The sequence below is a fragment of the Moorella mulderi DSM 14980 genome, from assembly GCF_001594015.1.
Classification (GTDB): Bacteria; Bacillota; DSM-521; order Neomoorellales; family Neomoorellaceae; genus Neomoorella; species Neomoorella mulderi.
The window spans coordinates 133,755-156,886 of record NZ_LTBC01000003.1 but is presented as its reverse complement, the minus strand read 5'-3'; the positions used below and the strand labels follow the sequence as shown (position 1 = coordinate 156,886).

The following is a 23,132-nucleotide window of genomic DNA, read 5'->3' as shown; positions in this document are numbered from 1 at the left end:
GTAACAATTGACCTGATGCAGGTATTTTAGCATAAAGCCGGTCTATCAACCGGCTTTTTACTACTTAGCCAGGGAAGGCCGCGGCACAGTAAAGCTACCGGAGCGGAGTCTTTCAAGAAAATGGTTAAAGCGCTTGCGAATATTTAAATTCAGGGCCCAGAGAATGGCGGCGTGCTTTTTGGCCAGTCCCAGGCGGCGGGAGATGGAACCCAGGGAGTAAAATTCCTGCCAGGCCCAGTTAAAGCCTTCCTGCAGGGTTTTAGCGCTCATGTTTTTAGGCTCAAAGACAACCTTGCTGATGGTGTACTCGCTCCAATCATTGCAGGTGATGCGCCCTTCCCGCTCCATAGCCTCCCTTAAGGGCGTTCCCGGGAAGGGGGTCAGGATGCCAAACTGAGCCGCTTCCAGGCGGTTTTCCTGGGCAAATTTAACGGTCCGTTCAAAGACGCTTTCATCGTCTTCATCCAGGCCAAAGACAAAGGCACCCTCAATGGCAATGCCGTGTTCGTGGATCTTTTTGATGGCCTCCCGGTATTCTTCTACCCGGTTGACGGCTTTACCTACGGCCTTCAGGTTACCAGGGGAGAGGGATTCAAAACCGATGAAGAGGCCGATGCAGCCGCTAGCTGCAGCCAGTTGCAGCAGTTCTTCGTCCCGGGCGATATTCAGGGAACCCTGGCTGAACCATTTTATTTTCTTAGGCAACCGGGCCAGTTCAGTGAAAAGGCGGCGGGCATAGCCGGGATGGCCGACGATATTATCATCGATAAAGGCGATTACTTCGCCTTCCAGCCCTGCGACTTCGTGGATTACCTCCTCCACCGGCCGGAAGCGGAAGCTTTTGCCGAAGAACTGGCTGACGGTGCAGAAAGAGCAGGCAAAGGGGCAGCCGCGGGTCGTCTGGACTGTTTCAGGTACCAGGTAGCGGTCGCGGAGTAAAAGGTCCCGCCGCGGGTGAACCATATGTTCCAGTGAAGGGCGTTCATGCTGCCGGTAAATGGGCTGTAGCTTGCCGTCTTCCAGGTCGGCGAGGAGCCGTTGCCAGGAGCCTTCGGCTTCGCCGATGACTACCGCGTCGGCATGGGCACCGGCTTCTTCCGGCAGGGCCGAAGGGTGCATGCCGCCCAGGACTACCCTGGCGCCATTTTTCCTGAAGCCGTCGGCAATTTCATAGGCCCGGGGAGCCAGGGCCGTCATGGCGGAAATACCGACCAGATCGTACTTTGCATCGAAGTCGAGATCGGTTAAACTTTCATCCAGGATAGTCAACTCGTGCTTGGGTGGCGTCAGGGCCGCCAGGGTGATTAAATTTAGGGGCGGGAAAATGGACTTTTCCTTTTCGCTTTCCCAGAGGGGGTCATGCCAGGCCGGGGCGATTAAAGCAATTTTCATTTTAATTTACCTCCAGCAAAGGTTTTTAGCAATAATATGGCCATCACGGGAAAGATTCATGTATATCGTTCTCTTTTTGGTGTCGAAATCCTGCATTTAATGGAAGGGAAGGGTAAAGTTGTGTCTTTTGGGTATTGATCTCGGTGGTACAACTATAAAGGCCGGGCTGGTGGATATAAAAGGACGGCTCCTGGTTAAGGGGCAGGTGCCAACCGGCGCTGCTGAGGGAGCAGGGGCAGTTCTGGAACGCATCGCAACCCTGGCCGGTGATCTTGCCCGCGGGCAGGGGCTGGCAATGCAGGATATAAAGGGGGCAGGTATCGGTATACCCGGCTCGGTGGAGGTGGAAAAAGGGCTGGTCCACCTGGCCCCCAACCTGTTCTGGCGCGATTATCCCCTCCGGGCCGAACTGGCTGCCCGGTTAAATTTACCGGTAGCCGTTGACAATGATGCCCACGTGGCTGCCCTAGGGGAGATGTGGCAGGGAGCCGGGCAGGGTTTTAATTCCTTGCTCATGGTGACCATCGGCACCGGCATCGGTTCGGGGTTGATTATTGACGGGCACATCCGGCGCGGCGTCTTTGGTTACGGCGCCGAGATGGGGCACGTTAAAATGGTGCGCGAAGGCCCCCAGTGTCACTGCGGTGGCCGGGGCTGCCTGGAAACCCTGGCCTCAGCGACGGCCATGGTGCGGCGGTTCCGGGAATACCTGGCTGCCGGTCAATCGTCCCGGCTGCAGGACGGCCCTGATCTAGGGGCCAGGGAAATCTTAACGGCTGCCGCCGCTGGCGACGAACTAGCCACCCGGGTTGTAGACTTTGCTGCCAGTTACCTGGGTATGGCCCTGGCCAATGCCGTCTTATTAGTGGGACCGGAAGCCATTATTATCGGCGGCGGGCCGGCCCAGGCTGGAGAAGTGATCTTAGCGCCCATTCGTAAATACCTGGCTGAAAGCTTAGGAGCCTGGCAGATTAAACCCTTACCGGTCCTGGCGGCCAGGCTGGGCAATGAGGCGGGGATCATTGGCGCCGCTCGCCTGGCCCTGGAGCTACTGGAACATCGAGAATCCTTCTAAATTTAAAGCTTGCCCTGGCTGTTTTTGGCTGGGGTATTTTGTATACAGCATTCTTGTTATCCTGGCTAAAAATTTAATATGGTCAGGGAGGATTTTGTTTCTCCGTGTAGAATTAAATAACAAATGGTAAGACCACAGACGTCAGAATAGAGGCGGGAGTATAGATTGAGGGAGTACGGTAAGGGTAAAGTACAGGTGGAAATAGGGACTAATGATTATACGTCTTTTTCTGGATTAAAAAGCATACAATTTTTTAGTAATTACAGGCAGGAGGTAATCTAGTATATGCAGGTTAGGGAATTCTTTCACATAGTTGCAGCTGATTAAAGTCCATCAGGGGGTGAGAGAAAGATTATGGGGCTATATGGTTGAAAGAAATTTTGGCAGTGCGTTTTCAGGTTCTCATTTAAAGAGTTGAACGCACATATGAAAGGGGGGACGGAGTTTTAGGGAAGGCCAAATTACAAAAATTTCAAGGGAGGAATGGGAATTATGCGCAGGAAAGTCTGTTACCTCGCAGCCTTGTTAACCTTATTATCTGCCAGCACCTTTTTACTGCTAAGCGGGTGCGGCATATCGGCCCTACTTTAGCCATCGCCATCCTTTTACCCTTGACGACGGTCTTACCGCCCATTCCGGCCATCATCATGATGGCGGCCATTTATTACGGGGCCATGTACGGGGGTTCAACGACGGCCATTGTCGTTAATATTCCCGGAGAAGCCTCTTCGGTGCCAACGGCCATGGACGGCTACCAGCTGGCCCGGCAGGGCCGGGGCGGGCCGGCCTTAGGTGTTGCGGCTATAGCTTCCTTTGTGGCCGGGACCTTAAGCCTGGTGGGACTGACCTTCTTTGCCCCTCTCCTGGCCAATGTGGCCCTGGCTTTTGGGCCACCGGAGTATTTCGCCTTGATGTTTATGGCCCTCAGCCTGGTAATCAGCCTTTCGGGGCGGGCTTTGCTAAAGGGGCTCATTGCTACGGCCCTGGGCCTGCTGGTGGCCATGATTGGCCTGGATCCCCTTACAGGGGAAGCCCGCCTGACCTTTGGCACGGTATCCCTTATGGCGGGAGTTAACTTCATCAGCGTCATCATCGGCCTCTTTGCCATAGGGGAGGTCCTGGTTAATGTGGAACGGGCGGTAGCCTCGATTTATGAAAATAAAATTCGTGACTGGCTGCCGACGAAGGAAGACTTAAAACAGAGCTGGGGCGCCATGCTGCGTTCTTCGGTAATCGGCTTTTTCCTGGGGCTCTTGCCGGGATGCAGCCCGGCGGTAACTACCTTTATAGCTTATGATGCCGAAAAAAAGGTTTCCAAACGACCTCACCTTTTCGGCCATGGCGCCATAGAAGGGGTGGCGGCGGCGGAAGGAGCCAATAATGCTACCTGCAGCGGCGGTTTTGTACCTTTATTCTCCTTTGGTATTCCTTCCGGGCCGGCCCTGGCCGTCCTCCTGGGCGGGTTTATGATGTACGGCTTACAACCAGGACCCATGCTCTTCAAAGAAAATCCGGACTTGGTGTGGGCGGTCATCGCCAGCATGTACCTGGGCAATGTTATCTTGCTGGTTTTAAACCTGCCCCTGGTGGGGTTGTGGGCGCGGATAGCCCTCATTCCCTTTCCCATTTTAGGACCCATGATTATCCTGTTCTCGATTATCGGTGCCTACAGCGTCCGTTTCCTGATGTTTGACGTTTGGGTGGCCCTTATTTTCGGTGTCCTGGGCTATTTAATGCGCAAACTGGGCTTTCCCCTGGCGCCCATGGTCTTGGCCACCGTCCTGGCCCAGATGCTGGAGACTTCCTTAAAACAGTCCCTGGTTCTTTCCAATGGTTCGCCCCTGATTTTCTTCACCAGGCCCATTGCTGCTGTCTTTATGCTCCTGGCCGTGGTCATGATTGCCTGGGGCCTGTGGCTGCAGTTCAGCGGACGGGGGGCGGAACTGGCGGCTGATGATAGCGATTAAAAAGGCAAGGGAAAACCACAAACTAAAGTTAAATCCCTCTTTATTAATTAGTCTTGTATCTAATTGATGAAGGGAAGCCTTACTACGGGCTTCCCTGATTGTTGATCGGGCTTAAGAAGACTGCGCCCATTATGGCCTGAAGTAGGGGGGTCGAAATTGACTAAAGTTAAAGTCCCTTATGGGGAAGGGTACCAGACCGGCGAACTGCCGGCGGGCTTGCGGGTACACGAAGTAGCTCCCCGGGAGGTGGCCGGGGTAGCCGATGCCACTGCCGAGGTCCGCCGAGCCTTAGAGAATCCTATAGGTAACCGGGGAGTAGAAGAGCTACGCGGCGCCCAAAAAGTAGTTATTGTCGTCAGCGACCTGACCCGGCCGGTACCCAATGCCGTCATTTTACCGGTCCTGGTGGAAAAACTGAACGCCACCGGTATCAGCGACGATCAGATTACCATCATGGTGGGCGCCGGCCTGCACCGGCCGGCGCCGCCGGAAGAATTCCCCCTGATTGTCGGTCCCGAAGTGGCGGCCAGGATCAAGGTGATCAGCCATGACGCCTATGCCCCGGGGATCCTGCAGCAGGTAGGTGTTTCCTCCCGGGGGACGCCCATCTGGCTCAACCGTCACTACCTGGAGGCCGACGGCCGCATCCTCACAGGTATGATTGACCCCCACCAGATCGTCGGGTACAGCGCCGGCGCCAAGTCCCTGGTCATCGGCTGCGGGGGGGAGGCTACCATCCGCGCCAACCATGCCCACCTGGTGGAACCGGAAGCTTCCCTGGGGCGGGTGGAGGGCAACCCGGCCCGGGAGGATATTGATGAAATCGGCGGCCTGGTTGGTATCGACCTGATCGTTAACGTGGTCTTGAACAACCATAAAGAAATTGTCCGCGCTGTGGCCGGCCATTACCTGGAAGCCCACCGGGCCGGGGTGGCCGTGGCCCGTGAAGTCAGCGAGGTGCCCGTGCCGGAAACGGCGGACCTGGCCATTGTTTCCCCCGGCGGCTATCCCAAGGATATCAACCTCTATCAGGCCCAGAAGGGCCTCTATCACGCCACACCGGTGGTAAAAAAGGGAGGGATAATTATCCTCTGCGCCGAGTGCCGGGAAGGAGCCGGGGAAGAACGCTTTATTGCCGGCATGCGGGCCGGTAACACGCCAGCAGAAGTAATGGAATCCTTCCGCAGCCGGGAATTCCAGATGGGGTTCCATAAAGCCTTTCTCTGGTGCCGCTCCCTGGTCCATGCCCAGGTAATTCTGGTAAGTAGCGGGGTAGACGGCGAGCTGGCCCGGGTAATGATGGTCCGCAAAGCGCCGGACCTCCAGGCGGCCATTGACCTGGCCCTGCAGGAGCTTCCAGGAGCCAGGGTAGCTACCGTACTGCCCAAGGCCAATTCGACGATACCAGTATTTTGAGAAGTGAGAGAGAGGAAACAATCCGTACTCCATGAAAGGGCGTAGTATAGTTGAAAATCCCATGGGGGGTGGCCCATGATACAGGTATACTTAAACGGCAAACAGCTACAGGTTGCCGGGGGTACTACCGTAGCCGATTTGCTGGCCCAGGAAGGCCTGCTGACTCCCATCGCTACCGTAGCGGTCAACGATAAGCTGTTACCGCGGCAGGATTGGGATTACCGCCTCCGGGAGGGTGACAGGGTGGAGGTTATCAATTCAATGGAGGGCGGTTAAGGAGGAAAAGGCCGTCCGGTGGCGAATTAACCTGGAAGTACCTTATGAGAAAAAGGAGAATCCACATGCCTTTACCTGGTAACTTCTGGGCGGCTGGCATAGGCAGCCTGCCCTATCGGGAGCCCGGGCCGGCCCTGGGCCTCATCTTTAAGCATATGCCCCTGGTACCCCACTGGCCCCAGTTACCCCGGCGGGGGCACCAGGAGCATTTCGTTTACCAGAGCTTATCCCCCCTGGTGCGCCTGGGATTGATTAAAGACCAGCCGGGGGAAATGCCGGTATTTACCGATGCCAGCCCGGAGTGGGCCGCTAAGCTTACGGCCTTTTACAGCCTTTACCTGGAGGCCGAGGCTGGTAGCGAAGAAGCCCTGGCGGCCTTTGCCATTCCCCGGGAAGCCGGAACCGGTTTTTATGCCCTGGTGGAATACCTGGAAAAGGATGGTCCCGGTAGAGCCAGGTTTCTCAAGGGCCAGGTAGCCGGCCCCCTTACCGCCGGCCTTTATTTATGCAGCAGCTCCGGGCGCAGCGCCTTTTATGACCCCCAGCTAAGGGATCTCATCGTAAAGACTACTGCCATGCAGGCCTGCTGGCAGGCGCGGGAGCTGGGACGTTTCGGGCTGCCGGTGCTGGTATTCGTCGATGACCCGGCCCTGGCCGCCTACGGTACTTCCACCCACGTAGCTCTGCAGCGGGATGACCTGGTAGAGGCCTTGGCCGGGGTGGTGGAGGGGATCAGGGCCGGGGGTGGCCTGCCCGGGGCCCACTCCTGCAGCGGAGTGGAATGGCCCCTCTTTTTTGAGGCCGGCTACCAGATTTTAAGCTTTGACGCCTATAATTACTTTACCTCCCTGCAGGTTTTTGCTCCCGACGTGGCCGCCTTCCTGGACCGGGACGGTGTGCTGGCCTGGGGGATTGTACCTACCTATGAGCAGGCCTGGCAGGAAACGGCAGCCAGCCTGGCTGCCAGGCTGAAGGGTGAAATCGAGGAGCTGGCCCGGAGGGGTGTGGACCGGGAGCGCCTTTACCGCCAGGCCCTGGTGACCCCGGCCTGCGGTACCGGCGTCCTGGATGCAGACCTGGCGGAACACATCTACAAGTTAACATCCGGGGTGGCAGAACTTATGGCCTGATGGTTCCCTGCGGGCTATGGAGCCACTAAAAGAAAGCTTTCTCCCGAAAAACGGCGAAAATATGTTCTATAGTAGAAAAAACTCTCCATTTTGGAGGGTTTTTCTTTTTCTGAAGCAGGAATTCTTATCCTGGCGGCGAATATTATGTGGTGTAAAGTGGGGCATAGTGGCATGAAGTGGTAGGAAAGTGGGATACAGGCCCATGTTCATGGGGGAGTACCAGCATACCATTGATGATAAAGGACGGCTGATTATCCCGGCCAGGTTTCGTGAGGAACTGGGAGAAAAGTTTGTTATCACCAAGGGCCTGGATAACTGTCTTTTTGTCTACCCCATGAGCGGCTGGGCGGAAATGGAACAGAAATTGCGCAGCCTGCCCTTTACGCGGGCCGATGCCCGGGCCTTTGTCCGTTTTTTCTTTTCCGGGGCCACAGAATGTGAGCTGGACCGCCAGGGGAGAATACTGCTGCCGGGGAATTTACGGGAATACGCCCGCCTGGAAAAAGAAGTGGTCATTGTGGGTGTTTCCACACGGGTAGAAATCTGGAGCCGCACCCTTTGGGAGCAGTACTGCCAGGAAACGGCGGCCCAGTACGAGTCCCTGGCCGAGAAAATTGTCGACTTTGATATTTAGAGGTGGCAGCCTTGCCCTATGCTCACCGGCCGGTGTTGCTGGCTGAAGTTTTACACTTCCTTGACCCGCAGCCTGGGGAGATCTTTGTCGATGCCACCGTTGGCGGCGGTGGTCATAGCGCCGCCATTTTACCCCGCCTGCTTCCCGGCGGGCGCTTAATCGGCCTGGACCGCGATGCCGAGGCCATTAACGCTGCCAGGGAGAGCCTGGCACCCTTTGGGGCAGCCGTAGAACTGATCCAGGCCAATTTCAAGGACCTGGTCCGGGTTTTACAAAGCAGGGGGTTCAGGGCCGTCGACGGCCTCCTCTTTGACCTGGGGGTATCCTCCTATCAACTGGACAACCCGGAGCGCGGTTTCAGCTATCAGGCTGAAGCCCCCCTGGATATGCGCATGGGCCGGGAGCAGGAATTAACGGCGGCGACAATCGTCAATACCTGGCCTGAAAGCAAGCTGGCCCAAATCATCTGGGAGTACGGTGAAGAGCGCTGGGCCAGGCGTATAGCCGCCTTTATCGCAGCCGCCCGGAAAAAAGCACCCATTACCACTACCACCCAGCTGGTAGACATTATCAAGGCAGCAATTCCGGCCGGGGCGAGGAGGTCCGGACATCATCCCGCCAAACGGACCTTCCAAGCCCTCCGGATTGCCATAAATGGCGAATTAGATGCCCTCCAGGCGGCCATGGAACAGCTGGAGCAGGTTTTAAATCCAGGCGGCCGGGTGGGGGTTATATCCTTTCATTCCCTGGAAGACAGGATTGTGAAAAGAACCTTCCAGCGTCTAAGCGGCCAGTGCACCTGCCTGCCGGGATTGCCGGTTTGTATCTGTGGCAGGAGGCGGGTTTTAGAACCGGTTACGCGCAAACCGGTAACCCCAGCGGCGACAGAAATCGCCGCCAATCCCAGGGCCCGCAGCGCGAAGCTCCGGGTAGCCCGGAGGGTTCTAAAGGAAAAGGATGGTGAATAAGCTATGTTAGCAGCACCACCACAGGAACTTGCCTATGAAACAAACCTGGTACATAAGCGGTTAGCGGGAAGAAAAACGCCCCGGCCGCGGGCCCAAAACAGGGCCAGGCAGAAAGTTGTTTTGCTGGGCCTGGTTTTGCTGGCCATTGGCATCGCTTTTGGTAAAACCTACCTGGCCGTACAGTTGGTAATAAAAGGATATGAACTGGACGCCCTAAAACAAGAAATAAATACTATGCAAAGGGAAAATGAAAGGCTACAATTAGAGGTGGCCCGCTTAAAGGCACCGGAGAGGATAGCTGCAGTGGCTACCACCCGCCTCGGGATGGTGGAACCCCGGGCCGAGCAGCTTTATTATGTGCCGGGGAAGGCCGGGCAGGGTCAGCAGTTGCAGGTGGCGGCAGGAGAACCGGCCGGGAAAGGGGTTGAAACAACAGCGCCTGTTCAGCATTCCTGGCTGGCATCCCTTTCCCGGGCTCTGCAAAACTGGTTGGACCCGGTACGTGTAGCCAGGGTCAACAGTTAGTTTGCCGGGGGCCAGCACTAACTTATGCCGTTGTTAGTACTGGCCGAGGCTACACCGGCGGGCCGCCGGCGAGGGGCGAAGGGCATGCAGACCAGTATCAACGTACGTAAGCGTTTAGCTTTTGTTTTTTTTATTTTGGCACTGGGCCTGATAACGGTTTTATTGCGATTGGCATGGTTGCAATTTGTCCGGGGTGGAGAGCTGCAGCAAAAGGCCCTGGAAAACCGTCTCAATGTCATGCCGGTAGCGGCCCAGCGGGGGGTTATTTACGACCGTAACCGGCATGAACTGGCCATTAGTATAGCCACCGACTATATTGGGGCCTTTCCCCCGGAAATAAAGGATTCGGGTAAGGCTGAGGAAATAGCGGTCAAATTAGGGGCCATCCTGAACATGCCTCCGGATAAAATTTTGGAAAAAATAACCCGCAACACGGGTTTTGAATTTGTTGATCGTCAGGTGGAATTTGATAAAGCCCAAAAAATTAAAGACTTGAAATTACCGGGGATTGAAGTGGTACCTGAGAACCGGCGCTATTACCCCAACGGGTTACTCGCGGCCCATGTGCTGGGTTTTGCCGGTATCGACAACCAGGGCCTGGAAGGCCTCGAGGCCATGTATGATAAGGAACTGGCCGGGAAACCGGGTAAAATTGTCCTGGAATTTGATGCCCTGGGCCATGAAATTCCCCGGGCCACCCACCGTTATATACCACCGCAGAATGGCCACAGCCTGGTTCTTACCATTGACCAGACCATCCAGTATATTGCCGAGCGCGAACTTGATAAAATCATGGCCAGCCCTACCAGCCCCCGCAAGGCCAATATTATTGTTATGGACCCTAAAACCGGGGAAATCCTGGCTATGGCCAGCCGGCCGGCCTTTGACCCGAATAATTTTAGTAAATACCCCAATACCCTCTGGGGCAACCCCCTGGTCCGGGATGCCTATGAGCCGGGGTCGGCCTTTAAGATTATCACCGCCGCGGCAGCCCTGGAGGAAGGGGTCGTCAAGCCGGGTGACCGCTTTTACGATCCTGGCTATATCAAAGTGGGGCCGGATACCATTAACTGCTGGCTGCCCGGGGGGCACGGCAGCGAGTCCTTTACAGAAGGGGTAAAAAACTCCTGCAACCCGGTCTTTGTCCAGGTGGCCCTGCGACTGGAAGAGAAGAAAGCCGGTCTTTTTTATGATTACATCAAGGCCTTTGGTTTCGGTGAACCAACAGGTATTGATTTAACCGGTGAGGGGACGGGGTTATTGATTCCCGAGAATGAACTGAAGCCCATTAACATTGCCACCATTGGTATCGGCCAGGGCATTGCCGTTACTCCCATCCAATTAATTACGGCCGTAGCGGCGGTGGCCAACGGCGGCCAGCTGATCCGGCCCCACCTGGTCAAGGAAATCCTGGACAATAAGGGTAATGTTATTAAAAAGTACGAGCCTGAAGTGGTACGCCGGGTCATCTCGCCGGCAACGGCCAGATTGCTCAGTGAAATGTTAGAAACCGTTGTCAGTGAAGGAACCGGGCGCAATGCCTATATCCCTGGCTACCGGGTGGGCGGTAAAACGGGTACGGCCCAGAAGGCCGGTCCCGGCGGCTACATGGAAGGAAAATACGTGGCTTCCTTTATCGGTTTTGCGCCGGTAAATGATCCCCGCCTGGTGGCCCTGGTAACCATTGATGAACCCAAAGGATATCCTTATTATGGTGGGACGGTGGCCGCCCCCATTTTCCAGCGGGTGGTGGCCGATGCCCTCCACTATCTCAAAGTACCGCCCCAGTATGACAGCAAGCAAAAGGACCTGGAAAAACCCCCGGCGCCGGTTACCGTACCCAATGTCGTCGGCCGTGACCTGGCTGCAGCCCGGGCTGAACTGGAGAAAGCTGGCCTGGCCGTCCGGGTGGAAGGCAGTGGGGGACAGGTAATTGCCCAGGTGCCCAAAGGAGGAGCCGTCGTCCCGGCGGGCACCCATGTGATCCTGTATCTCCAGGGCGATCCCGGGAAGCCCCGGGTGCCGGATGTTGCCGGCCTGCGGGTTAGCGAGGCGGCAGAAATCCTCGAGGCCTATGGCCTGGGCCTGGTACCGGAAGGGACTGGGCAGGCGGCCGGGCAGGACCCTGCCCCAGGAACGGTGGTCTCCCCGGGCACGAAAGTAAAGGTTAAGTTCTTTGAACCATCCCTGGAAGTACTGGGGCCGTAGTATAATGGGCGCGGCGCTTTAGGCGCCGGGCTAACCATTACAAGGTTAAATTGCCAGCAGATGGTAAGAATATAGCTAAACCACTCAAGGCAGGTAGCGCCACATCAGGTTTAAACTTGTGACCGCTCCGCGAGGACAAAGGTAGCGAGGCAGACTATGCCAGCCTGCGATAGAGTTATTTTCCGAGGAGGAACATTTTGCCGTGACCCTGGAGGAATTAGTAGCTGCGATAGATGTTATCGACCGCGGCGGCGACCAGCAGGTTTCCCTAGCCGGTCTCCATTATGATTCCCGGCAGGTGCAGCCCGGTTTTCTTTTTGTGGCCATCAAAGGCTTTAAGACTGACGGCCACTTATATATTAACGACGCCCTGGCTAGAGGCGCGGTAGCCGTCATCCTGGAAGAGAAAGTCTCCCTGCCAGCCGGGGTGGCCTGGGTACGGGTAGGCGACAGCCGCCGGGCCTTAGGAATGCTCGCGGCCCGTTTTTACGGTTATCCCAGCCACCGGTTGCGCCTCATCGGGGTAACCGGCACCAACGGCAAGACTACGACCACCCACCTCATCCAGGCGGTGCTGGAGGGCGCCGGCCGGCCTACAGGTTTGCTGGGCACCATTGGCAACCGCCTGGGTGATAAGGTCTTACCGGCCGCACACACCACCCCGGAAGCCCTGGACTTGCAAGCCCTCCTGCACCAGCTGGTTAACCTCGGGGCTCAAGGGGTAGTCATGGAAGTATCCTCCCATGCCCTGGCCCTGCACCGGGTGGAAGGGGCCGAGTTTGACGTCGCCGTCTTTACCAATTTGACCCAGGATCACCTGGACTTCCACCGGGACATGGAGGACTACTTTAAAGTCAAAGCCAGGCTCTTCCAGGCCTTGGGCAAGGGCGTTAAAGGAGGACCCAAATACGCTGTCATCAACGGCGATGACCCCTATAGCGCCCGCTTAATAACCTTGACCCCGGTACCGGTAGTTACTTATGGCTGCAGTCCTGAATGCCAGGTCCGGGCCCGGGATATAAATTTGACGGCGGGCGGTGCTACCTGCCGGGTGACCTGGGCGGGAGGAGAAGTGGAACTCAACCTTAAACTCACCGGTCGCTTTAATATTTATAATGCCCTGGCGGCCTTTACCGTAGCCTGGCGGGAAGGCCTTGACCCCGTGGCGATTGTGAAAACTTTAGGAGAAGTCAAGGGTGTGCCCGGCCGGCTGGAGCAGGTGCCCCAGGGCCAGCCTTTCACTGTGGTCGTTGATTATGCCCATACCCCCGACGGCCTGGAGAATGTCCTCCAGGCGGCCCGGCAGGTAACAACAGGGAACCTGATTGTTGTTTTCGGTTGCGGCGGTAACCGGGACAGGGGCAAGCGGCCCCAGATGGGCAAAGCAGCCGCCCGGTTAAGCGATTACTGCATTATTACTTCTGATAACCCGCGCGATGAAGATCCGGAGGCCATAATTGCTGATATTCTTCCCGGGGTAGAGGAAGTACCGGGCGCCCGCTACCAGGTGGTGGCGGACCGGCGCCGGGCCATTGCCGCGGCCCTGGCCCTGGCCCGGCCGGGGGATATGGTGGTTATTGCCGGCAAGGGGCATGAGACCTACCAGATCGTCAAAGGCCGGACCCTGCCCTTTGATGACCGCCAGGTGGCCAGGGAAGAACTGGCAGCACTGGGTTATACCGGGGAGGGATCTTCGTGTTAGCGGCCATGGCCGGGGAAATATGTGCCGCCGTTCAAGGCCGGCTGGTTGGCGGGGAAGGGACAACCCCGGTCAGGGGGGTCAGCACCGACAGCCGCTCCATCAAGCCGGGGATGCTTTTCATCGCCCTTAAAGGGGAGCGCTTTGACGGCCATGACTTTATAGGGATGGCCCTGGCCGGTGGCGCGGCGGCAGCCATAGGTGAACATTTCCCCCCGGAAATAGTAGCCGGCCGGCAGCCGGAACAGGCCCTGATCCAGGTGGATGACACCCTCCTGGCCCTGCAACGGCTGGCCGCTTACCACCGGCAGAAAAATTTTACCGGTCCCCTCATCGCCGTAACCGGCTCCAGCGGCAAGACCACGACCAAAAATCTGGTGGCCGCCGTGTTAAGTACGGGTATGAAGGTTTTAAAGACCCCGGGCAATTTTAACAACGAGATTGGCCTGCCCCTGACCCTTCTGGGCCTTTCACCTGAACACGAGGCCGCCGTGGTAGAAATGGCCATGCGGGGGCCGGGAGAAATAACTGCCCTTTGTGCCATCGCCCGTCCCACCATGGGCATCATAACCAATATCGGTACGGCCCACCTGGAACGCCTGGGTTCAGTGGCCAATATCGCTGCGGCCAAGGGGGAACTCCTGGCCTCCCTGCCCCCCGGAGGGGTGGCTATTTTAAACGGCGACGACGAATGGTGCCGCAAGCTGGCAGCTACCTGCCCCTGCCGGGTAATCTTTTACGGTATCAAGAGCGAGGCGGATGTCATGGCCCGGGACATTACCGCCCTGGGAGCGCAGGGCACGACCTTTACCGCCGTTTTTCCTGAAGCCGAGGTCCGGCTGCAAATACCGGTGCCGGGCCTGCATAATGTTTATGACACCCTGGCGGCCCTGGCCGCCGGTTACACCTTAAGCCTGGCTCCGGGCACCATGACCGCCGGGCTGAAAAACTGGCCGGCTGAGAACTTACGCCAGGAGTTGCGGCCGGGCCCGGGAGGCTGCCTGGTTTTTAACGACGCCTACAACGCCAACCCCGAGTCCATGCAGGCCGCCCTCCAGGTCCTGGCCACTTTGCCGGGCCGCAAGGTGGCCGTCCTGGGGGATATGCGCGAACTGGGACCCGCGGCGCCGGCCCTCCACCGTGAGATAGGCAGGTTTGCCGCCGGCACGGGTCTTTTCCGCCTGGTTACCGTGGGGGAACTGGCCCGGGAAATAGCTGCCGGGGCAATAGCCGCCGGCATGCCGCCGGGACAGGTTTTCAGTTGCGCCAGTCACCGGGAAGCAGCAGGACACCTGCGGGACCTGGGAGCCGGGGATGTTGTCCTTTTTAAAGGTTCCCGCCTGGCGGGCATGGAACAGGTCCTGGCCGCCTGGGAGGTGGAGGTCAATGGCTGAGGCTTTAAAAACCCTGGGCCTGGCGGCGGCGATTACCATCATCCTGGGGCCAGCGGTGATTGCTATCTTAAGGCGGTTGAAGGCCGGGCAGACAATCCGCAATGACGGTCCCCGCCGCCACCTGGCCAAAACCGGTACCCCGACCATGGGCGGCATTTTATTTTTAACCGGCTTGACCATGGCTTCCCTGATAATGGCCCCGGTTTCACCGTTAATGTTATCTGCCCTTATCCTGACCTGGGGTTATGCTTTGATTGGCCTTGCCGACGATGGTTTGAAGGTAGTTTTTCACCGCCCTTTAGGCCTTTACGCCCGCCAGAAGCTGGGCGGCCAGGTGCTTTTGGGCCTGGTGGCCGGGGTGGTAGCCATGCTCTGGCTGGGCCGGGGTAGCGCCCTCCAGGTACCCTTAACCGGCTTAACCCTGGACCTGGGCTGGTCATACCCGCTGCTGGCGGCCCTGCTCCTGGTGGCTACAACTAACGCGGTTAACCTGACGGACGGGCTGGACGGCCTGGCGGCGGGCATTACCCTCTGGGTGGCCCTGGCCTACGGTCTAATAGCCCTGGCCGGCGGGCAGCGGGAGCTGGTAATATTTGCTGCCGCCCTGGCGGGAGGATGTCTGGGTTTTTTAGCGTATAATTTTCATCCAGCGAAGGTTTTTATGGGTGATACCGGTTCCCTGGCCCTGGGGGCGGCCATCGGCTTCCTGGCCATCATGACCCGGACGGAACTGGTATTGCCGGTCCTGGGTGGGGTTTACGTTATCGAAGCCCTTTCAGTGATCCTGCAGGTAGCGTCCTTTCGCCTTACCGGCCGGCGCCTCTTTCGCATGAGCCCCCTGCACCATCACTTTGAACTGGCCGGCTGGCCGGAAACTAGGGTGGTGATCTTCTTCTGGGCCCTGGCCATAGTGCTGGCTATAGCCGGACTTTATGTTTTAACTATTTAAAAGTGGACAGGAAGAAGGTAGAAAAATGTCCTGGCAGGGTAAAAAAGTACTGGTAGTAGGCCTGGGAAAAAGCGGCCGGGCAGCAGCAGCCGAACTGGCCCGGCTGGGCGCCAGGGTTACTGCCTGTGACCACAAATTGCTAGACGGGGAAGAATTAGATGCTTTAAACCGGGCCGGGGTGGAGCTTATCTTAGGCCGCTACCCGGAGGTAGCTTTGCTGCAACCCTACCTGGTGGTAACTAGTCCTGGCGTGCCCTCCTGGGAACCGCCACTGGCCGAGGCGCGGCAACTGGGGATTCCCATCTGGAGTGAACTGGAGCTGGCCTATCGCCTGCTGCCGCCGGGGGTAAAGATAGCGGCCGTTACCGGGACCAACGGCAAGACAACTACTACGGCCCTGTGCGGCCAGATCCTCCAGGATGCTGGCCTGCCGGCGGTAGTGGGGGGCAATATCGGCATTCCCCTGGTAAAGGAAATAAGGGAGGTAATCCCGGGGGGCTATGTCGTCTGCGAGGTTAGCAGTTTCCAGCTGGAGGCCATAGCTGCTTTCCGCCCGCGGGTAGCGGTGATTTTGAATATTACCCCGGACCACATGGACCGCCATGGGGATCTGGCCAGCTACATAGCCGCCAAAGCTCGCATCATGGCCTTCCAGGAGCCGGGAGATTTTGCCGTTTTAAATTACGATGACCCCCTGACCAGGGAACTGGCTAACAACTCAAAAGCGCAGGTGTTATTTTTCAGCCGCCAGCAGCAGCTGGAGCGGGGAGCCTTTCTCAAAGACGGTGTAATTTACGCCAATCTTGGTGGCGGGGAAGTCAAGCTATGCCACCGGGAAGAGCTTTCTTTAAAAGGCAGCCATAACCTCGAAAACTGCCTGGCAGCTTCCCTGGTTGCCCTGGCTCTGGGGGTAAAGCCGGAACAGTTAATAGCCACTCTGAAAACCTTCCCCGGCGTTCCCCACCGCCTGGAACGGGTGGCCGAGGTGGACGGTGTCCTCTATATTAATGACTCTAAAGGGACTAACCCCGAGGCGACCATGAAGGCTATTGAGGCCTATCCCAACCCCCTGGTCCTTATTGCCGGGGGGAGAAACAAAGGTAGTGACTTTACCCTGCTGGCCCGGAAAATGGCCGGCCGGGTTAAGTACCTGGTCCTGGTGGGCGAAGCGGCTCCCGACCTGGAGGAGGCTGCCAGGAGGGCGGGGATTGAGCATATTTACCGGGCCTCCGGTTTTAAAGATGCCGTCCTGGAGGCAGCCCGGCAAGCCTCTCCGGGGGACATCGTCATGCTCTCGCCGGCCTGCGCCAGCTGGGATATGTTTAATAACTATGAAGAACGGGGCGATCTGTTTAAAAGTATAGTACGGGAACTGGCAGGAAACAGCTACGGGGGAGGTAATCATCATGCGCCGCAGGGCAGGGCCCATTGATTTCTGGATCTTACTGCCGGCTGTGCTCCTGCTCGGGATAGGGATTATCATGGTTTTCAGCGCCAGCGCCCTTACTTCTTCCTACAACTATGGCGATGCCTTCTACTTTTTAAAACGCCAGCTGGCCTGGGCGGCCATAGGCTTGAGCGGCCTTTTTTTTACAATGCAATTCGACTACACCCATTTACGCCGCCTGGCAACGCCTTTTCTGGGGCTGGCCATTATCCTCCTGGGGCTGGTCCTGATTATCGGCACCACTTCCCGGGGTTCGACTCGCTGGCTGGGAGTAGGATCCTTAAGTTTCCAGCCTTCGGAAACCATTAAACTGGCCATAGTCATCTTCCTGGCAGCCAGCCTGGCCCAGAACCGCCAGCGCCTTCATTACCTGGTGCAGGGGATAGGCCCCTATCTTGCCCTGATGGCCCTGGTTTGTCTCTTAATCCTGGCCCAGCCCGACCTTGGCACGGCTGTGGCCGTAGCCGGGACTACCTACCTCATGCTCACGGTAGCCGGGGCAGATAAACGTTACCTGGCCCTGCTGGCCGTCCTGGGTGTGGCGGCGGTGGCCCTGGCCATTATCATTGCCCCCTACCGCATGGCCCGCTTTACAGCTTTTCTGGACCCCTGGGCCGACCCCCGCATGTACGGTTGGCAGACTATCCAATCCCTGCTGGCCATTGGCTCCGGCGGTCTCTTTGGTACCGGCCTGGGCGAGGGACGGCAGAAGCTGTATTACCTCCCGGAAAACCATACAGACTTTATCTTCGCCATTATCAGCGAAGAGCTGGGGTTTATCGGCGCCGCCCTGGTGGTTATCCTGTTTTTAATCCTGGTCTGGCGGGGTTTCCATACGGCCTTTAAAGCTCCCGATGCCTTTGGCAGCCTCCTGGCCGCCGGCCTGACCATTATGCTGGCCCTCCAGGCCCTGATCAATATGGGGGTGGTCACCGGCATGCTGCCGGTAACGGGCATCACCCTGCCCCTGGTAAGCTACGGCGGCTCTTCCCTGATATTTTCCTTGCTGGGTATCGGCATCTTGCTCAATATATCCCGCTATGCCTAGCACTGACGCGTGCGCCAGTGCTGGATTAGAGGTGACCTTACTTTGCGCATTATTATTACCGGCGGGGGTACCGGGGGTCACGTCTACCCGGCCCTGGCCATTGCCCGGGGCCTGCAGCAGGCCCGGCCGGAGGCAGAATTATTGTATATTGGTACAGCCAGGGGGCTGGAAGCCGATGTTGTCCCCAGGGCCGGCCTGCCTTTCGCAACCATTACCGTCCAGGGACTGGAGCGGCGCCGGATCTGGAAAAACGTCCCTGCCCTGGCGAAAATAGCCTGGGGCCTGGGGGAAGCCTGGTTCCAGGTGCGGCGCTTCCGGCCTGAGCTGGTTGTAGGTACCGGCGGCTACGTCAGCGGCCCGGTGTGCCTGGCCGCGGCCCTGCAGGGCATACCGGTGGTTCTCCATGAACAGAATGCCTTTCCCGGCCTGACCAACCGCCTGCTGGCTACCATGGCCCGGGCCGTTTGCCTGACCTTCCCCGAGGCGGCCGGCCGTTTCCCCCGCCGCGCCCTCCTGGTAACCACCGGTTTACCGGTGCGACCGGAAATTCTCCGGGCCGACCGTAGCGTTAGCCGCCAGCAACTGGGCCTCCGGGAAAACCAGTTATTCATAGTGGTTGTCGGCGGCAGCCAGGGGGCCAAAAGCATTAATCAAGCCATGTTGCCGGTATTGAAAGAATTGGCCGGGCGGCCTGACGTGAGTATACTTCAGGTAACAGGGCGCCGTGACTACGAAGTTTACCTGCAGCAGGTCCGGGAACGGGGAATAGACCTGGACAAATATGGCAATATTACCATTAAACCCTATATTTATGATCTGGAGCATGCCCTGGCGGCAGCCGACCTGGTAATCGGACGGGCAGGGGCTTCTTTTTTGGCAGAGGTCCTGGCCAGGGGCTTGCCTTCCATCTTAATCCCTTACCCCCACGCTGCCGCCAACCACCAGGAGTATAACGCCCGCGCTGTGGCCAGGAAGGGGGCGGCCATCCTCATCCTGGACCGGGAACTTAAAGGAGGACGTCTCCACCAGGCCATCAACCATCTCCTGGCTAATCGCGGGCGACTGCAGGCCATGGCGGCAGCAGCGGTGAGACTGGGCCGGCCTGATGCCCTGGAGGCCATCGTAGAGGTAATTTTAGCTGAGCTGGAAAAATCTAAACGTTAAATTCAACACAGGACAAGCTCATGCCCTGCCTTGTTTTCCTCCCATGCCAGAAGCCGGCCTCACGGATGGCGAGCAAGGGAGGACAGCTCTGCCCAGGCACCTGTTATGCAGGCTATGCATATGATGCAGATGTAGAAGCCAGGGCGGGAGTAGCTCCGCGGGAAGGAGATGAAAGATTTGGGAGCAGGGGGTTGGACCCACTTCGTCGGTATTGGCGGGGTGGGTATGAGCGGCCTGGCCCAGCTGTTGCTGGTCCAGGGTTACCGGGTATCAGGCTCGGACCCCAAGGAAAATCAATTTACCCGGCAACTGGCAGCGCAGGGTGCTATAATCTACCATCGCCATGAAGCAGGGAATATAGCTCCCGGGGTACAGGAGGTTGTTATTTCCTCGGCAGTGCCGCCTGACAATCCGGAAGTTATTACCGCCCGCCACCGGGGTTTACCCGTTATCAAGCGCGGGGAACTGCTGGCCCGGTTATTTAACGCCCGGCGGGGTATTGCTGTGGCCGGTGCCCACGGTAAAACCACGACTTCAGCCCTGGTAGCCCTGGCCCTGAAGGAAGCCGGCCTGGACCCGGCAGCCGTCATTGGCGGTTATGTCCGCGAATTTGACAGCAATACCCTGCCGGGGAGGGGACCATATTTTGTAGCCGAGGCCGATGAAAGCGACGGTTCTTTTTTATGGTTAAAGCCGGAAATCGCTCTGGTAACCAATATTGAGAGTGATCACCTGGATCACTACGGTAGCCTGGAAAGAATCGTCGCCGCCTTTGCCGCATTTTTGGAACAGCTACGCCCGGGTGGCAAGGCCGTTTTATGTACCGAAGATCCCCGGGTGGCGGAGATTGCTGCCGGGAGCGGGCGGACGGTAATTACTTATGGCTTTAGTGGTGAGCCCGACTACCGGGCCAGCGAAGTAACCTTGAGTGGCCTGGGTGGTCGTGCTGCCATATATTACCGTGACCGGTACCTGGGAGAACTAGTTTTAAAGGTACCGGGGCGTCATAATATTTTGAATGCCCTGGGGGCTATTGCGGTAGCCCACCAGCTGGAGATTCCCTTTCCGGTCATCGCCCGGGCCCTGGAGGCGTTTCGTGGTGTAGGCCGGCGCTTTGAGGTCCTCTGGGATGATGGCGCTACCCGGGTGGTTGATGACTATGCCCACCACCCGACGGAAATCGAGGCTACCCTGGCGGCGGCCGGCCAGGTGGGAGCGCAACGGGTGGTGGCCGTCTTCCAACCCCACCGTTATACCCGGACCTACCACCTCTACCGGGAATTCGGGCGCGCCTTTAACCGGGCTGATGTCGTTATTATCAATGATATTTACGCGGCCGGGGAAGAGCCCCTGGATGGAGTAACTTCCCGGCTCATTCTGGACGAAATCAAGAGAAACGGGCACCCGCAAGTCTATTACCTGCCTACCCTGGAAGAAACCCTGGCCTTTCTAAAAAAATCCTGTACTGCCGGGGACCTGATTTTAACCATGGGCGCAGGGGATATCTGGCGGGTAGGGGTTGAGCTGGCCCGCTTCCTGGCGGCGAAACAGGCTTTATCTGAGGTGGGCGCTGGCAGATGCATTTAGCGACCCTGGCGCGAGAACTACAGCAGGGTTTACAGGGAGAAGTATTGATCAACGAACCCCTGGCCCGCCACACGACCTGGCGCATAGGCGGGCCGGCCGATTTGCTCGCCCGGCCCGAAACCGGAGAAGAAATTGATTTTTGCCTGGGTTTCGCGAGGCAAAAGGGTTTACCCCTGCATATTATGGGTAACGGCTCCAATCTTTTAGTTCGTGATGGTGGTGTCCGCGGCCTGGTGGTCCAGACTAGAGCCTGGCGCCGGGTTCTGGTCCAGGGCCGGGTCATAAGGGCTTGCGCTGGCGCCCTCATTGCCCGGGTGCTGGATGTAGCTGGCCGGGCCGGCCTGGGGGGCCTGGAGTTTGCTGCCGGCATCCCGGCTACCATTGGCGGGGCCGTGGTGATGAATGCCGGTACCCAGGAGGGTTGCCTGGGAGATATTGTCCGTGGTGTGGAGGTAATCACTCCTGACGGTAGCCGGTATTACCTGGAGCGCCGGGATATAACCTTTAGTTATCGTTTCAGTTCCTTACGCCAGGAGGGAACGGTGGTGGCTGTCGATTTAGCAATGACTGCCAGTGATCCCCGGGTAATCCAGGAGAGGGTGCGAAAAAATCTCGAGGGACGGCGGGCCAGGCAACCCCTTGAATGGCCCAATGCCGGCAGCGTCTTTAAAAACCCGGCGGGCTATTATGCGGGTCAACTGATTGAAGAGGTAGGGGCCAAGGGGTGGCGGGCCGGTCAGGCGCAGGTGTCGACCAAACACGCTAACTTTATCATTAACCTGGGCCGGGCTACGGCTGCCGATGTCCTGGAACTCATAGCCAGGATCCAGGAGGCAGTAGCCAGGGCTTTCGGGATCAACCTGGAACTGGAAGTGGAAGTTTGGGGTGATAGCCAGTAACTTGAATGGCTACCCTGGTGGCGAACCGCCGTGAGCCGTATTTTTGGGGGGATAGGCCTTGGAGTGTCTGGTCATCAACGGGGGGCGACGCCTGGAAGGGTCGGTGGCCGTCAACGGGGCCAAGAATGCGGCTTTACCCATTATGGCGGCCATGCTCCTGGCGACAGGGGAGTGCACTTTGAGGCGGGTACCCAGGCTGCAGGATGTTACCGTGATGGCGGCCGTCATCCGCTCCCTGGGATTAAAGATAGAACGTAGTAATACTACCCTGCACGTGAGCCCGGCAACGGTAACGTTGCCTGAAGTACCGGCAGACTTGATGCGGCAACTCAGGGCTTCCAACCTGGTCATGGGGCCCCTCCTGGGGCGCTACCACTACTTCCGGGTTCCCTATCCCGGCGGTTGTGCCATCGGCTCCCGGCCCATGGACCTGCACCTGAAAGGTTTTACGGCCATGGGCGCCGAAGTAACGGAAAAACAGGGCTATATTGAGGCCAGGACGACCGGCCTCCAGGGAACTACCATCTACCTGGACTTCCCCAGCGTCGGGGCGACGGAAAACCTGATGATGGCCGCCGTACTGGCTGGGGGGGTTACCATCCTCCACAATGCCGCCCGGGAGCCGGAAATCGTCGACCTGCAGAATTTCCTTAATAGCCTGGGAGCCCGGATTCAAGGCGCCGGCCAGGATACCATCCGCATTGAAGGGGTTAAAGAGCTTAAACAGGCAGACTACCAGATTATCCCGGACCGGATTGAAGCCGGCACCTTCCTGGCGGCAGCAGCCGGAACCAGCGGCGATGTATTTGTGCAGGGTTGCCAGGCGGAACACCTCCTGGCCGTCCTGGCCAAGTTAACGGAGATGGGGGCGAGGATTACGGTTAAAAGGGACGGCATTCGCCTCCAGGGGCCGGCACGTTTAAAGGCCATCGACTGCAAGACTTTACCCTACCCGGGTTTTCCCACTGATATGCAGCCCCAGCTCATGGCCCTGATGACGGTTGCCAATGGGACCAGCATTTTGGTGGAAAGCATCTTTGAAAATCGTTTCAAACATGCTGCTGAATTACGGCGCCTGGGAGCCGATATTAAAATTGAAGGGCGGGTAGCAGTAATCAACGGCGTCCCAGGTCTAAGCGGCTGCTTGGTGGAAGCTTCCGACCTGCGGGCCGGGGCGGCCCTGGTAATTGCCGGCCTCATGGCCGAAGGGCAAACCAGGGTGGAAGGCGTTTACCACCTGGACCGGGGCTATGAACAACTGGAAGCCCGCCTCAGGAGCCTGGGGGCGGATATCCGGCGGCTAAATGGGAGGTGAGAAGTGAGATGTTACCTCCCATTACTGGACAGGCCTGCA

General features: G+C 57.9%; 19 protein-coding genes. 18 read left to right on the top strand and 1 reads right to left on the bottom strand.

The genetic code is table 11. The annotated features are described in order from the left end of the window. Positions 1-60 precede the first annotated feature (60 nt). Complete coding sequence (locus MOMUL_RS05910; RefSeq protein ID WP_062282793.1) at positions 61-1,392, bottom strand: B12-binding domain-containing radical SAM protein; 1,332 nt, start codon at positions 1,390-1,392, stop codon at positions 61-63. 118 nt (positions 1,393-1,510) lie between these two features. Here MOMUL_RS05910 and MOMUL_RS05905 point away from each other — a divergent pair, with 118 nt between their 5' ends. The 18 genes from MOMUL_RS05905 (at position 1,511) to murA (ending at position 23,093) form a co-directional block, all read left to right on the top strand. Continuing rightward, positions 1,511-2,467 carry an ROK family protein gene (locus MOMUL_RS05905; RefSeq protein WP_062282789.1) on the top strand — a complete coding sequence of 319 codons (957 nt, stop codon included), beginning with the start codon at positions 1,511-1,513 and terminating at the stop codon, positions 2,465-2,467. Positions 2,468-3,033: 566 nt separating this feature from the next. Next, the gene (locus MOMUL_RS05900; RefSeq protein WP_201786472.1) at positions 3,034-4,434 is read left to right on the top strand and encodes a tripartite tricarboxylate transporter permease; all 1,401 of its coding nucleotides are present in this window, start codon (positions 3,034-3,036) and stop codon (positions 4,432-4,434) included. A gap of 156 nt (positions 4,435-4,590) precedes the next feature. Further along, positions 4,591-5,850: a nickel-dependent malate racemase, LarAH5 family gene (gene larAH5 / locus MOMUL_RS05895; RefSeq protein WP_062282787.1), complete on the top strand. Its 1,260-nt coding sequence runs from the start codon at positions 4,591-4,593 to the stop codon at positions 5,848-5,850. A gap of 75 nt (positions 5,851-5,925) precedes the next feature. After that, positions 5,926-6,126 (top strand): sulfur carrier protein ThiS, encoded by a 201-nt coding sequence (thiS, locus tag MOMUL_RS05890; protein WP_062282785.1) that lies wholly within the window; start codon positions 5,926-5,928, stop codon positions 6,124-6,126. Positions 6,127-6,191: 65 nt separating this feature from the next. Continuing rightward, on the top strand, positions 6,192-7,256 hold the full coding sequence (locus MOMUL_RS05885) for a uroporphyrinogen decarboxylase/cobalamine-independent methonine synthase family protein (RefSeq protein ID WP_062282782.1): 1,065 nt from the start codon (positions 6,192-6,194) through the stop codon (positions 7,254-7,256). 202 nt (positions 7,257-7,458) lie between these two features. Then, a complete protein-coding gene (mraZ, locus tag MOMUL_RS05880) occupies positions 7,459-7,890 on the top strand; it encodes a division/cell wall cluster transcriptional repressor MraZ (RefSeq protein ID WP_054938371.1) in 432 nt (143 codons plus the stop codon). Positions 7,891-7,901: 11 nt separating this feature from the next. Then, positions 7,902-8,858 (top strand): 16S rRNA (cytosine(1402)-N(4))-methyltransferase RsmH, encoded by a 957-nt coding sequence (gene rsmH / locus MOMUL_RS05875; RefSeq protein ID WP_062282780.1) that lies wholly within the window; start codon positions 7,902-7,904, stop codon positions 8,856-8,858. A 3-nt stretch (positions 8,859-8,861) separates the two neighbouring features. Further along, positions 8,862-9,383, top strand: coding sequence for a cell division protein FtsL (gene ftsL, locus MOMUL_RS05870; protein ID WP_062282778.1), 522 nt, complete (start codon positions 8,862-8,864; stop codon positions 9,381-9,383). A gap of 84 nt (positions 9,384-9,467) precedes the next feature. Further along, entirely contained in the window at positions 9,468-11,591 is a 2,124-nt protein-coding gene (locus MOMUL_RS05865) for a stage V sporulation protein D (RefSeq protein WP_062283363.1), read from the top strand. Positions 11,592-11,793: 202 nt separating this feature from the next. Then, positions 11,794-13,293 carry a UDP-N-acetylmuramoyl-L-alanyl-D-glutamate--2,6-diaminopimelate ligase gene (locus tag MOMUL_RS05860; protein ID WP_084785496.1) on the top strand — a complete coding sequence of 500 codons (1,500 nt, stop codon included), beginning with the start codon at positions 11,794-11,796 and terminating at the stop codon, positions 13,291-13,293. Next, positions 13,287-14,684: a UDP-N-acetylmuramoyl-tripeptide--D-alanyl-D-alanine ligase gene (locus tag MOMUL_RS05855; protein ID WP_201786471.1), complete on the top strand. Its 1,398-nt coding sequence runs from the start codon at positions 13,287-13,289 to the stop codon at positions 14,682-14,684. Before MOMUL_RS05860 ends, MOMUL_RS05855 begins: the two co-directional genes overlap by 7 nt. After that, positions 14,677-15,633, top strand: a complete 957-nt coding sequence (gene mraY, locus MOMUL_RS05850; RefSeq protein WP_062282772.1) for a phospho-N-acetylmuramoyl-pentapeptide-transferase — start codon at positions 14,677-14,679, stop codon at positions 15,631-15,633. The genes MOMUL_RS05855 and mraY overlap by 8 nt, the downstream gene beginning before the upstream one ends. 25 nt (positions 15,634-15,658) lie before the next feature. Beyond that, positions 15,659-17,065: a UDP-N-acetylmuramoyl-L-alanine--D-glutamate ligase gene (murD, locus tag MOMUL_RS05845; protein WP_062282769.1), complete on the top strand. Its 1,407-nt coding sequence runs from the start codon at positions 15,659-15,661 to the stop codon at positions 17,063-17,065. Then, positions 17,040-18,128, top strand: a complete 1,089-nt coding sequence (gene ftsW, locus MOMUL_RS05840; protein WP_062282766.1) for a putative lipid II flippase FtsW — start codon at positions 17,040-17,042, stop codon at positions 18,126-18,128. The genes murD and ftsW overlap by 26 nt, the downstream gene beginning before the upstream one ends. A 42-nt stretch (positions 18,129-18,170) precedes the next feature. Further along, positions 18,171-19,292, top strand: coding sequence for an undecaprenyldiphospho-muramoylpentapeptide beta-N-acetylglucosaminyltransferase (murG, locus tag MOMUL_RS05835; protein WP_062282763.1), 1,122 nt, complete (start codon positions 18,171-18,173; stop codon positions 19,290-19,292). 168 nt (positions 19,293-19,460) lie between these two features. Then, positions 19,461-20,879 (top strand): UDP-N-acetylmuramate--L-alanine ligase, encoded by a 1,419-nt coding sequence (gene murC, locus MOMUL_RS05830; RefSeq protein WP_062282760.1) that lies wholly within the window; start codon positions 19,461-19,463, stop codon positions 20,877-20,879. Further along, entirely contained in the window at positions 20,870-21,778 is a 909-nt protein-coding gene (gene murB, locus MOMUL_RS05825; RefSeq protein ID WP_062282757.1) for a UDP-N-acetylmuramate dehydrogenase, read from the top strand. The genes murC and murB overlap by 10 nt, the downstream gene beginning before the upstream one ends. A gap of 58 nt (positions 21,779-21,836) precedes the next feature. Next, a complete protein-coding gene (murA, locus tag MOMUL_RS05820) occupies positions 21,837-23,093 on the top strand; it encodes a UDP-N-acetylglucosamine 1-carboxyvinyltransferase (RefSeq protein ID WP_062282754.1) in 1,257 nt (418 codons plus the stop codon). The last annotated feature ends 39 nt before the right edge of the window (positions 23,094-23,132 follow it).